The 11,960-nt window shown below is 73.1% G+C and carries 11 protein-coding genes; 8 read left to right on the forward strand and 3 right to left on the reverse strand.

What is annotated here, in order from left to right:
- Positions 1-80: 80 nt before the first annotated feature.
- Genes def through WMI84_RS13145 form a run of 4 tightly spaced genes read left to right on the forward strand, consistent with a single transcriptional unit; the run spans position 81 to position 3,050 of the window.
- Positions 81-674 (forward strand): peptide deformylase, encoded by a 594-nt coding sequence (def, locus tag WMI84_RS13130; RefSeq protein WP_347353851.1) that lies wholly within the window; start codon positions 81-83, stop codon positions 672-674.
- On the forward strand, positions 671-1,651 hold the full coding sequence (gene miaA, locus WMI84_RS13135) for a tRNA (adenosine(37)-N6)-dimethylallyltransferase MiaA (RefSeq protein WP_347353853.1): 981 nt from the start codon (positions 671-673) through the stop codon (positions 1,649-1,651). The genes def and miaA overlap by 4 nt, the downstream gene beginning before the upstream one ends.
- Complete coding sequence (gene dapF / locus WMI84_RS13140; RefSeq protein WP_347353855.1) at positions 1,648-2,499, forward strand: diaminopimelate epimerase; 852 nt, start codon at positions 1,648-1,650, stop codon at positions 2,497-2,499. The genes miaA and dapF overlap by 4 nt, the downstream gene beginning before the upstream one ends.
- The gene (locus tag WMI84_RS13145; RefSeq protein ID WP_347353857.1) at positions 2,496-3,050 is read left to right on the forward strand and encodes a GNAT family protein; all 555 of its coding nucleotides are present in this window, start codon (positions 2,496-2,498) and stop codon (positions 3,048-3,050) included. The genes dapF and WMI84_RS13145 overlap by 4 nt, the downstream gene beginning before the upstream one ends.
- A gap of 106 nt (positions 3,051-3,156) precedes the next feature.
- On the opposite strand, the gene WMI84_RS13150 is transcribed toward WMI84_RS13145, so the two are convergent.
- Positions 3,157-3,768 carry a methyltransferase gene (locus WMI84_RS13150; protein WP_347353859.1) on the reverse strand — a complete coding sequence of 204 codons (612 nt, stop codon included), beginning with the start codon at positions 3,766-3,768 and terminating at the stop codon, positions 3,157-3,159.
- 104 nt (positions 3,769-3,872) lie between these two features.
- On the opposite strand from WMI84_RS13150, the gene hflX reads away from it, so the two are divergent.
- The 4 genes from hflX (at position 3,873) to WMI84_RS13170 (ending at position 8,733) form a co-directional block, all read left to right on the forward strand.
- Positions 3,873-5,336 (forward strand): GTPase HflX, encoded by a 1,464-nt coding sequence (gene hflX / locus WMI84_RS13155; RefSeq protein WP_347353861.1) that lies wholly within the window; start codon positions 3,873-3,875, stop codon positions 5,334-5,336.
- Positions 5,333-7,996: a glucosidase gene (locus tag WMI84_RS13160; RefSeq protein ID WP_347353863.1), complete on the forward strand. Its 2,664-nt coding sequence runs from the start codon at positions 5,333-5,335 to the stop codon at positions 7,994-7,996. Before hflX ends, WMI84_RS13160 begins: the two co-directional genes overlap by 4 nt.
- A gap of 69 nt (positions 7,997-8,065) precedes the next feature.
- Positions 8,066-8,287 carry a DUF6290 family protein gene (locus WMI84_RS13165; RefSeq protein WP_347353865.1) on the forward strand — a complete coding sequence of 74 codons (222 nt, stop codon included), beginning with the start codon at positions 8,066-8,068 and terminating at the stop codon, positions 8,285-8,287.
- Positions 8,284-8,733 carry a type II toxin-antitoxin system RelE/ParE family toxin gene (locus WMI84_RS13170; RefSeq protein WP_347353867.1) on the forward strand — a complete coding sequence of 150 codons (450 nt, stop codon included), beginning with the start codon at positions 8,284-8,286 and terminating at the stop codon, positions 8,731-8,733. The genes WMI84_RS13165 and WMI84_RS13170 overlap by 4 nt, the downstream gene beginning before the upstream one ends.
- On the opposite strand, the gene WMI84_RS13175 is transcribed toward WMI84_RS13170, so the two are convergent.
- Positions 8,628-10,334: a formate--tetrahydrofolate ligase gene (locus WMI84_RS13175; RefSeq protein WP_347353869.1), complete on the reverse strand. Its 1,707-nt coding sequence runs from the start codon at positions 10,332-10,334 to the stop codon at positions 8,628-8,630. The genes WMI84_RS13170 and WMI84_RS13175 overlap by 106 nt on opposite strands.
- Before the next feature lie 58 nt (positions 10,335-10,392).
- On the reverse strand, positions 10,393-11,850 hold the full coding sequence (locus WMI84_RS13180; protein ID WP_347353871.1) for a carboxylesterase family protein: 1,458 nt from the start codon (positions 11,848-11,850) through the stop codon (positions 10,393-10,395).
- Positions 11,851-11,960: the final 110 nt, after the last annotated feature.

An 11,960-nucleotide genomic window follows, 5' to 3' on the forward strand; every position in this document is an offset into this window, starting at 1 on the left:
GGATTGCTGCACGCTCGATGGTGAGAAGGGGGCGTGGGCGACTTTGGGAGAGCGCTCCGGCGCGTGCTTGGATGACGGGCATGGCCGTTCGTCCCATCGTCATCACCGGTGACCCCGTGCTGCATCGCACCGCGGCACACGTGACCGACTTCGACGAGGCCCTGCGCCGGCTCGTGGCGGACATGCACGAGACCAACGAGGCGGCCAACGGGGTGGGGCTGGCCGCACCCCAGATCGGGGTCGGCCTGCGGGTCTTCGTGTGGAAGATGGAGAACAACGACGGGGTGCCCGTGGTCGGCCACGTCGTCAACCCGATCGTGACCACCTCCCGGGTGCCGCAGGAGCGGCCCGACCCGCACGACGACAGCGAGGGCTGCCTGTCCGTGCCGGGGGAGTCGTTCCCGCTCAAGCGGGCCGCGCGGGCCCACGTCGTCGGGGTCGACCAGGACCGGGCGACGGTCGAGTTCGACGCGACCGGCTGGTTCGCCCGCTGCATGCAGCACGAGTACGACCACCTCAACGGCACGCTGTACCTCGACCGGCTCGACGAGCGGTATGGCAAGAAGGCCCGCAAGGCGGTCAAGCGCAACGGCTGGGGCCGGCCCGGCCAGACCTGGCTGCCGGGCGTCGACCCCGACCCCTTCGGGCACGACGCACCCGCCCAGGTCGAGTGACCACACCGATCGTCGCCGTCGTCGGAGCAACGGCGACCGGCAAGTCGGGCCTCGCGCTCGACCTCGCCGAGCGACTGGACGGCGAGGTCGTCAACGCCGACGCGATGCAGCTCTACCGGGGCATGGACATCGGCACGGCGAAGCTGGCGCCCGAGCAGCGGCGAGGCGTCCCGCACCACCAGCTCGACGTCCTCGAGGTCACGCAGGAGGCCAGCGTCGCGGCCTACCAGCGCGCCGCACGCGTCGACTTCGAGGTCATCCGCAGCCGGGGCCGGGTACCGATCCTCGTCGGCGGGTCGGGGCTCTACGTACGCGCCGCGCTCGACCGGCTCGAGATCCCACCGACGGACCCCCGGCTGCGCGCCGCCCTCGAAGCGCGGGCCGAGACGATCGGCACGGCCGCGCTGTTCGCGCAGCTGCGCGAGCTCGACCCCGCGGCCGCCCAGCGCATCCAGCCGGGCAACACCCGCCGCATCGTCCGGGCCCTCGAGGTCATCGAGCTCACCGGTCGACCCTTCAGCGCGACCCTGCCCGACCGCGAGCTCGTCTCTCCCGCAGTCATCCTGGGGCTGCGCGTCCCTCGGGCGACGCTCGACGTGCGGATCACGGCACGCGCGGCCGGAATGTTCGCGGGCGGGCTGCTGGCCGAGGTCCGCCACCTGCTGGAGCACGGCCTGCGTGACGGCTTCACCGCGAGCCGGGCCATCGGGTACGCCCAGGCGATCGCCGTGCTCGACGGACGGACGACTCACGAGCAAGCCGTCGCCGACACGGCGCAGGCCACCCGGCGGTTCGCCCGCCGCCAGGAGTCGTGGTTCCGGTCCGACCCGCGTACGACCTGGCTCTCGGCGGACGACCCGGACCGGCACGCGCTGGTCGAGGCCGCCCTCGCCGCAGTACGCGGGGCAACCACGCAGACCAGCCGTCCGGACGCTGCGAGGGGTGGTGGGCGGCATACCGGAGAATGGGCGCCATGACGCGCTTCACCAAGGGCCACGGCACCGAGAACGACTTCGTCCTGGTGCCCGACCTCGACGGCACGCTCGAGCTCACGGCGGCGCAGGTGCAGCGGCTGGCCGACCGGCACGCGGGGCTCGGCGGTGACGGTGTGATCCGCGTCGTTCCGACGCGCCTCGCGTCCGAGGCCGCCGTGCGCGGGCAGGCCGGGCAGGCCGCCTGGTTCATGGACTACCGCAATGCCGACGGCTCGCTCGCCGAGATGTGCGGCAACGGGACGCGGGTGTTCGCGGCCTACCTCGTGCGCGAGGGGCTGGTCAGCGGCGACCGTTTCGAGATCGCCACCCGCGCCGGTCGCAAGACCGTCCGCACCACCGCGGAGGGCTTCGCCGTCGACCTCGGTCCGTGGCGTCTCGTCGACGAGCCGGCGGCCCGGCGGGACGGCTTCGACATCATGGTCCGGCCCCGGCACGGCAAGCCGGTGCCCGCGCTGTCGCTCGACCTCGGCAACCCGCACGCGGTCGTGATGCTGCCCGACGGCATCGACCTGGCCGCGCTCGACCTGACCGAGCCGCCGCAGACGCAGCCGGTCCAGCCGGGCGGCGTGAACGTCGAGTTCGTCCGGCCGGTGGGCCCGGGGCGGATCGAGATGCGCGTGCACGAGCGGGGCGTGGGCGAGACCCGCTCGTGCGGCACGGGCGCCGCGGCGGCGGCCCTGGCGACCCGCTTCTGGTCCGGTGTCGAGGACGAGAGCCCGTGGCTGGTCGACGTGCCGGGCGGCCGGCTCAGGGTCACCCCGCTGCCCGGTGGCCGGGTCGAGCTGGCCGGCCCGGCCGAGCTGGTCGCCGACGGGGAGTTCCACCAGTGACCGCCGGGCGCGGATATGCCGGTGCGCCCGCGACCGGTGGCGGCTTCACACTGCGGCCGCTGCGGAGCACGGACGCACCCGACATCGTCGCGGCCTGCTCCGACGAGCAGACGCAGGCGTGGCTGCCGCTGCCGGACCCGTACACCACGTCCGACGCCCTGCGGTTCGTCACCGAGGTGGCGCCGGCACAGTGCGAGTCCGGCGACGGGGTGGTCTTCGGGATCGAGGTCGGGGGCCGCCTGCACGGCTGCATCGACCTGAAGCACACCGACTGGCAGGCGGCCACCGCCGAGGTCGGCTACTGGGTCGCGCCCTGGGCCCGCGGTCAGGGCCTGGCCGCCCGGGCCTGCCGCACGCTCGCCGAGTGGGCGCTGCGCGAGCAGGGGCTCGAACGGGTCGAGCTGCACGCCGCGACCGGCAACGTCGCCTCGAACCGCGCCGCCGAGCGCGCCGGCTTCGTGCGCGAGGGCCTGGCCCGCAACGCGGGGCGGGTCCGTGGGGGCCGGGTCGACCTGGTCGTCTGGTCGCTCGTGCCCGGCGACCTGTCCTGACACTCGCCGAGCAGGTATGCCGCCCACCCGGGCTCGCGACGCCCGTGGCCTGCCGGCCCGGCGCGCTCCAGCCTCGCCGAACGACCCCGCCGAGGGCCGCGAACGGTCAGGAGCGGCTGACCTGAAGGATCCGGAAGCCCTTGGCCGACGAGAGCCGACGGCAGGCCAGGCCCCAGGCCTGCGCGTTCACCCATCGTTCCAGCGAGTCCGACCCGAGGTGCTTCTGCACGACGAGGTGGGCTCGTCCGTCCGGCGTCAGCCGGAGCAGCCACTGCTCGAGGAGCGCGTGGAGGGCCGGCTTGCCCGCGTGGATCGGCGGGTTGGACCAGATCGTCGCGAAACGCACGTCGGCCGGCACCTGCCCTGGCTCATAGCAGCGGACGTTGCGCAGCCCGGCCGACCGGGCGTTGGTGCGGGTCAGGTCGAGAGCGCGCCGGTTCACGTCGACGGCCCAGACCCGAGCCTCGGGGGAGCGCAACCCCAGGGCCAGGGCGATCGGCCCCCAGCCGCAGCCCAGGTCGAGCAGGTCACCCGTCGGGCTGGGGTCGGGTGCGCCCCGGAGCAGGACCCCGGTGCCCGGGTCGAGCCGACCGGGGGAGTAGACGCCGCGCGCCGTCGTGACCGTGAGGTGGTGGCCGTCGAGGGTCACGTGGACCTGCCGCCGCTCGTCGGGCACGGCCGGGTCGGCGCGGAAGTAGTGGTCCGGCTGCTCGGTCATCAGACCCCAACCGTAACCGGAGCCCGGACGAGGCGGCGCAAGCCGCGGCGCGCGGCACAAACGGGTGGCTGTCCGTGTTCTCGCCATGGGACGATGGGAGGAACATGACGACAGATCACCTGACCGGCAGCGACCTGCTCGCGACCCACGCCGCGGCGCTGGCCCCGGAGACACCGGCCGCCGGCCCAGCGGCATCCGACTACGACGGCGCCCAGCTCGAGCGCGAGGAACGTGCCGCGCTGCGCCGGGTCGGCGGCCTGTCGACCGAGCTGACCGACGTCAGCGAGGTCGAGTACCGGCAGCTGCGCCTCGAGCGCGTCGTGCTGGCCGGGCTGTGGTGCGAGGGCAGCCTCGCGGACGCCGAGAACTCGCTGCGCGAGCTGGCCGCCCTGGCCGAGACGGCCGGCTCGACGGTCCTCGACGGGGTGATCCAGCGCCGCCAGCGGCCCGACCCGGCGACCTACCTCGGCAAGGGCAAGGCGCAGGAGCTGCGCGACATCGTGTTCGCCGAGGGCGCCGACACCGTCGTGTGCGACGGCGAGCTCGCGCCCAGCCAGCGACGGGCGCTCGAGGACGTCGTCAAGGTCAAGGTCATCGATCGCACCGCCCTGATCCTCGACATCTTCGCCCAGCACGCCAAGAGCCGCGAGGGCAAGGCCCAGGTCGAGCTGGCCCAGCTGCAGTACCTCCTGCCGCGCCTGCGTGGCTGGGGCGACTCGATGTCCAGGCAGGCCGGTGGTCGGGTCGCCGGCGGCGAGGGCATCGGCTCGCGCGGCCCCGGCGAGACCAAGATCGAGCTGGACCGGCGGCGCATCAACACCCGCATCGCGAGGCTGCGCCGCGACATCCGGGCGATGAAGACCGTGCGTGACACCAAGCGCCACGGCCGGCGGGCCGGCGGCGTCCCGAGCGTCGCGATCGCCGGCTACACCAACGCCGGCAAGAGCTCGCTGCTGAACCGGCTTACCGGTGCCGGCGTCCTCGTCCAGAACCAGCTCTTCGCCACGCTCGACCCGACCGTGCGCCGCGCCGAGACCCCCGACGGACGGGTCTACACCCTGACCGACACGGTCGGGTTCGTCCGCAGCCTGCCGCACCAGCTCGTCGAGGCGTTCCGCTCGACGCTGGAGGAGGTCGGCGACGCCGACCTGCTGCTGCACGTCGTCGACGGCTCGCACCCCGACCCCGAGGGCCAGATCTCCGCGGTGCGCGAGGTGCTCGCGCAGGTCGGCGGCGACGCCATCCGGGAGGTCGTCGTCGTCAACAAGGCCGACATCGCCGACCCGGCGGTGCTCGACCGGATCCGGCGCCACGAGAAGCACTCCGTCGCGGTCTCGGCCCGCACCGGCGAGGGGATCGAGGCGCTGCGCGAGCTGGTCGCCGCCGAGCTGCCCAGGCCCGACATCGAGGTCGACCTGCTGGTCCCGTACGACCGCGGCGACCTGGTCTCGCGGCTGCACCGGGAGGCCCAGGTGCTGCAGAGCGAGCACGTGGCCGCCGGCACCCGGCTGCGGGCCAAGGTGACCCCGGCGATCGAGGCCGACCTCTCGGAGTACATCGTCGCGTGAGCCCAGCCAGCGACGACACCGTCGAGCACCGCCGGCTCGCGGACACCGACACCGGCCGCACCGACTGGCGGCTGTGGGGCCCGTACCTGTCCGGACGCCAGTGGGGGACCGTCCGCGAGGACTACTCCGCGGACGGTGACGCCTGGACCTACCTGCCCTTCGACCACGCCCACCTGCGGGCCTACCGCTGGGGCGAGGACGGCATCGCCGGGCTGACCGACCGGCACGGCTTCCTCTGCCTCGCGCTCGCCCTCTGGAACGAGCGCGACGACCGGCTCAAGGAGCGCCTGTTCGGCCTGACCAACCACGAGGGCAACCACGGCGAGGACGCCAAGGAGTACTGGTGGCACGTCGATGCCACCCCCTCGCACTCGTACGCCGAGATGGTCTACCGCTACCCGCAGGCCGCCTTCCCGTATGCCGCCCTGCTCGCCGAGAACGCCCGGCGGAGTCGCGACGTGGCCGAGTACGAGCTGCGCGACACGGGGGTCCTCGAGCAGGACCGGTTCTTCGACGTCCGGGTGGTGCACGCCAAGGCCTCACCCGACGACGTCCTGGTCGAGATCACCGCGACCAACCACGGCCCCGACCCGGCGCCGCTGCACCTGGTGCCGCAGCTGTGGTTCCGCAACACCTGGTCCTGGGGCCGGGACCAGCGCAAGGCCGGTCTGCGGCTCGACAGCGCCCCGGGCGAGGTGCCTCGCATCCTGGCCCGGCACGGCTTCCTCGGCGACCTCGTCCTCGAGGTCGAGGACGCCTCGGCACGAGTCCTGTTCTGCGACAACGAGTCCAACGCCGAAGCCCTGTGGGGGGTCGCCAGCCGGACGCCATACCCGAAGGACGGGGTGAACCGCGCCGTCGTGCACGGTGACTTCGCCGGGACCAACCCGCAGCACACCGGCACCAAGGTCGGCATCGAGCTCGCCGTGCCCGCGGTCGCGGCCGGCGGGTCGGCCACGCTGCGGCTGCGGCTGCGTCGCCCGGACGCCACCGAGCCCGCGTTCGGCGACGGCTTCGACGCGGTGCTGGCAGCCCGGCGGCGGGAGGCCGACGAGTTCTACGACGCGGTCATCCCGGCCGGGGTCGACGAGATCGACCGGCAGGTGGCGCGGCGGGCGTTCGCCGGGCTGATGTGGTGCCAGCAGCACTACCGCTACTCGGTCAGCGAGTGGCTCGAGGGTGACCCCGGTGAGCCGCCGCCACCGGAGGCGCGCAGGCAGCTCGGTGCCCGCAACGTCGACTGGGGCAACATCGCGCTCGCCGACGTCATCTCGATGCCGGACGAGTGGGAGTACCCGTGGTTCGCGACGTGGGACCTGGCGTTCCACTGTGTGACCGTCGCGCACGTCTATCCGGAGCTCGCCAAGCAGCAGCTGCTGCTGCTGACCCGGGAGTGGGCGCAGCACCCGGACGGGTCGCTGCCGGCCTACGAGTGGTCCTTCTCCGACGTCAACCCGCCGGTGCACGCCTGGGCCGCGTGGCGGGTCTACGTCATCGACGGCCGCCGTGACCAGGACTTCCTGCTGCGCGTGCTGGCCAAGCTGCTGCTGAACTTCTCCTGGTGGCTGAACCGCAAGGACCCCGACGGCTCGAACCTGTTCTCCGGCGGGTTCCTCGGCATGGACAACATCGGCCTGTTCGACCGCTCCCGGGGGGTGCCGCCGGGCTGGCGGCTCGAGCAGTCCGACGCGACGAGCTGGATGGCGTGCTACAGCGCCTGGCTGATGCGGATCAGCCTCGAGCTGGCCTACCACGACCCGGCGTGGGGCGACCTGGCCACGACGTTCATCGAGCGGTTCTGCGCGATCGCCGAAGCCCTCGAGAAGCCCGGCCGCGACGGGGTACGCCTCTGGAACGACGACGACGGGTTCTTCTACGACGCGCTCGTGCTGCCCGGCGGTTCGTGCCAGCAGATGCGGGTCCGCTCGCTCGTTGGGCTGCTGCCGCTGCTGGCCGTGAGCACGATCCCGGCGTGGGTGCCCGAGCGGCTGCCCGAGGTGATGCGCACGCTGGCCTGGTTCGACCGGCACCGGCCCGACCTGGTCGACGCACTGGTGCCCCCGGCCGAGGCGAGCGACGCCTACCGCGTCCTGCGCGTCGTCGACCCGGAGCGGCTCACCCGCCTCTGTCGCTACCTGCTCGACGAGACGGAGTTCCTCTCGCCCCACGGGATCCGGTCGCTGTCCGCGTCGTGCTCCTACGAACAGCAGGTCGGCGACCAGCGGCTCTACATCGACTACGAGCCCGGCGAGTCGCGCACCGGCCTGTTCGGCGGCAACTCGAACTGGCGCGGGCCGGTGTGGTTCCCGATCAACGCGCTGCTGGTCGACGCATTGCGCGAGCACGGCCGGGCGCTGGGCGACGACTTCCGGGTCGAGTGCCCGACCGGATCGGGCCGGCACTGCACCCTCGTCGAGGTCGCCGACGAGATCGAGCGCCGGCTGGTCGCGCTCTTCCGGCCCGGCCCGGACGGGCACCGGCCCAGCGACCCGCGCGACATGCGCGACGGCCCGCTGTGGCGCGACCACCCGACCTTCAGCGAGTACTTCCACGGCGACACCGGGACGGGGCTGGGCGCCTCGCACCAGACCGGCTGGACCGCGCTGGTCGCACACCTGGTCTGCACCACACCGGGCGTGCGCGACCGGCACTCCGGCTGAGCCGCCGACCACCGCGGCCGATCGTGTTGTCGACCGGGATGCGATCCTTGTGTAGCAGGAGGTGACGGCATGGCGATATCGATCCGGCTCACGCCTGAGGACGAGGCTCGACTGGAGCGGCTGGCGCAGCGGACGGGACGTTCGAAGACGTTCTACGTACGTGAAGCGATCCACGAGCACCTTGACGACTTGGAGGAGCGGTCCTGGGCAGATTCGGTCACCCGGGACTGGGAGGAGTCCGACCGTCACAGCCGACCGGCCGAAGAGCTGTGGGACGAGCTCGGCTTGTGAGCCGATGGCAGCTGCAGACCTCATCGCAGTTCGACCGGGCCGCACGCCGAGCGGACCGCGCCGTCCTGCGTCGGGTCAGGGCCTACCTCGACGAGGTGTGCGAGCTCGACGACCCACGCGACCGGGGTAAGGGCCTCAGTGCCACCCGTGCCGGCTACTGGCGTTACCGGGTCGGCGACTGGCGGGTCGTCGTCGAGATCCGGGACGCGGAGCTGGTCATCGTCGCGATCGGGTTGGGGGCACCGCTCGGAGATCTACCGCGAATGGTGAACGGTGGCGCCGCGCCGACCCGACGGGTCGGCCCGGCGGGAGGGAGGTGGGCGGCATACGTCCTTGATGGTCAGGACAGGCCCACGATGCCGCCGTCCGCGGTGATGTCGATGCGCTCGGCGTTCGGTGCGGTGGGGAGGCCGGGCATCGTGCTCATCTCGCCGCAGATCGCGTAGACGTAACCGGCCCCGGCCGCGGCGCGCACCTCGCGCACCGGCATCCGCCAGCCGCGCGGAGCGCCCAGCAGCTTCGGGTCGGACGAGAGTGACAGGTGCGTCTTGGCGATGACGACGGGCAGGGTGCCGAAGCCGAGCTCCTCGTACTCCCGCAGCGCCTTCGCGGCGCCGGGGGAGAGGTCGACCCCGTCGGCGCCGTACACCTGCGTGGCGATGCGCTCGATCTTCTCGGCGAGCGGCAGCCCCAGCGGGTAGAGGAACTGGAAGTGGCTGGGCTGCTCGCACGCCTCCATGACGACCTCGGCGAGCTCCTCGGCGCCGGCGCCGCCCTCGGCCACGTGGCGGGTGACCGCGCAGCGCACGCCGAGCCGCTCGCAGGCGGCGGCCACGACGTCGTGCTCGCTCGGGTGGTCCTCGGGGAAGGCGTTGACCGCGACCACCGGCTCGATGCCGAACCGGCGGATGATCGCGATGTGCTGCTCGAGGTTGGGGATGCCGGCGCCCACGTCGTCGGGTGACTCGGCCAGCAGCTCCTCGGGCAGCGGCCGGCCCGGGCGGATCCGGAAGCGGCCGGAGTGGGCCTTCAGGGCCCGGATGGTCGCGACGACGACCGCTGCGTCGGGAACCAGCCCGCCCACCCGGCACTTGACGTCGAAGAAGCGCTCGGCGCCCATGTCGGCCCCGAACCCGGCCTCGGTGACGACGTAGTCGGCCCGCCGCATCGCGACCAGGTCCGCCATCACCGAGGAGGTGCCGGTGGCGATGTTGCCGAACGGCCCGCAGTGCACGACGGCCGGCCCGCCCTCGAGCGTCTGCATGAGGTTGGGTTTGAGCGCGTCGCGCAGGATGACGGCCATCGCTCCGGCGGCGCCGAGGTCCTCGGCGGTGACGCCCCGCCCCTCGTTGGTGTAGCCGATGACGATCCGGCCGAGCCGTCGGCGCAGGTCGGCGAGGGAGGTGGCGAGGGTGAGCAGCACCATGACCTCGCTCGCCGCGGTGATGTCGAAGCTGGTCTCGCGCGGCACCCCGTCGGCGCGGGCCCCGAGCCCGATGACGACGTGGCGCAGCGCCCGGTCGTTGACGTCCAGGACCCGCCGCCAGGTGATGTTGCGTGGGTCGATGCCGAGCCGGTTGCCGTGGTGCAGGTGGTTGTCGACCATGGCCGCGAGCAGGTTGTGCGCGGCGGTGACGGCGTGGAAGTCGCCGGTCAGGTGCAGGTTGAGCCGCTCCATGGGGACCACCTGGCTGTAGCCGCCGCCGGCCGCGCCGCCCTTGATCCCGAACGTCGGGCCCATCGACGGCTGCCGCAGCGTCACGACGGCACGCTCTCCGCGCCGCCCCAGCGCCTGCCCCAGCCCGACCACGGTGGTGGTCTTGCCCTCGCCGAGGGGGGTCGGGGTGATGGCCGTGACGACGACGTACTTGGCCGTATGGTGCTCGGTCGGCTCGTCGAGCACCGCCAGGTCGATCTTGGCGACGTCGCGCCCGTACGGCTCGAGGTGCTCGGGGCCGATGCCGAGCTCGGCGGCGACCTCGTCCATCGGCCGGAGGGTCGCCGCGCGGGCGATGTCGAGGTCGCTGGCTGCAGAGGGCCGGGTCATGTCCTGATCCAACGCCGGATCCGGTCCGGCGACAAACACTCTCGCCCGTGGCTTCGGGTCACAGCAGCGCGCGGACCGACTCGTAGCCGTGTTCCACGATCGACGGGGGCACGTCGTAGCGCTTCGCCGTGGCGCTGCCTGGCTCGAAGGCGGGCCACGGTGCCGAACCACTCTGGACGAACTCGACCACGTCCGAGTGCAGCTCGCGGGCCAGCTCCTCGGGAGGGTTCGGGCCGGCGAGCGCGGCCACCCGCTCCGCGTCGAGGGTGTCGAAGACGAACGGCACGTCGATGCAGTGCAGGGCCAGCCCGCGGGTGGGGGAGCGCCAGGTGAAGGTCGTGAGCCACGTCGGGGCGTCGGCGTGCCCGGCCCGCACCTTTGCGAGTCGCAGGATGGGGGCGCGGAAGACCCGGTCCGTGACGTAGCGCCCGATGGTCTCGGCGGTGCCTGCGGCTCGCGGGCCGGGGTTGGCGTCGAGCCAGGTGTGTCGGACCGCGGAGGGCACCCCGATGCGCGCCAGCAGGAGCGCGGCCGGGATGAAGCGCAGCTTGCTGCGGGCCTCGGTGAAGATGAAGGTGAACTCGTCCTCGGTGGTGCCGAACAGGAGCGGCTTGTCGCCGCCGACCCCGGCCGCGAAGGCATCCAGCACCGGCCGAGTGACGAGCTCGCCGTCGATGACGGGCCCGAAGGGCAGCCGGTCGTCGAGCATGCCCTTGAGCATGCCGAGGGGGCCGCCGTTGCCCGCGGCTGACGAGACCGCGTCCTGGGCGTGGCGGAGCTGCTCCTCGGTCAGCGACGAGAACCCCGCGAGGGTCGGGTCCACCCCGGCCTGACGGGCGATGGCGCGGCCGGTCGCCTCGGCCTTCGCGAGCGGGATGTCGGCGCAGACCCCGGACATCGAGTGGGCCCGGGCGAAGAGGCCCTGGGTCTGGTGCATGCCCAGCAGCGTGAGGACGGCCCCGCCGCCGGCCGACTGGCCCGAGATGGTGACCCGGGCCGCGTCGCCCCCGAAGGCCGCGACGTTGTCGCGGACCCACTCGAGGGCCAGGATCCAGTCGAGCACTGCTCGGTTGTTCGTGGCGCCGTCTACCCAGCCGAAGCCCTCGAAGCCGAGCCGGTAGGAGACCGACACGGTGACGACGCCGTCGCGGTTGAACGCCACACCGTCGTACCAGGGGCTCGACGGCGAGCCGGACACGAAGCCGCCACCGTGGATGTAGACGAGGACGGGCAGCTCGGGAGGTCCGCCGGGCGTCGGGGTGAAGACGTTGACGTTGAGCGTCGACTCGCCCGGGTAGGACGGCTCGGGGACGAGCGAGACCCCGCCGTCCCCGCCGCGCTGGGCGGTGGCGCCGTACGAGGTGGCGTCCCGGACCCCGTCCCAGGGCCGGTGCGGGACCGGTGCGGCGAACCGCAGCGGGCCGACCGGCGGTTCGGCGAAGGGAATCCCGAGGAACGCCGCGGACGGGCCGCGCCAGAAGCCGCGCACCAACCCGGCAGTCGTCAGGACCTCCACGGGTTCACCCTACGGGTGGTCGCTGATCAGGGCGGTCGCCGGGGCGGGTTCTCCAGCAGCCGCTGCAGAAGCTGCTGGGTGAGGACCGAGGAGTCCCGCTCGGCCAGGTC

Source organism: Intrasporangium sp. (assembly GCF_039812505.1).
Taxonomy (GTDB): domain Bacteria; phylum Actinomycetota; class Actinomycetes; order Actinomycetales; family Dermatophilaceae; genus Intrasporangium_A.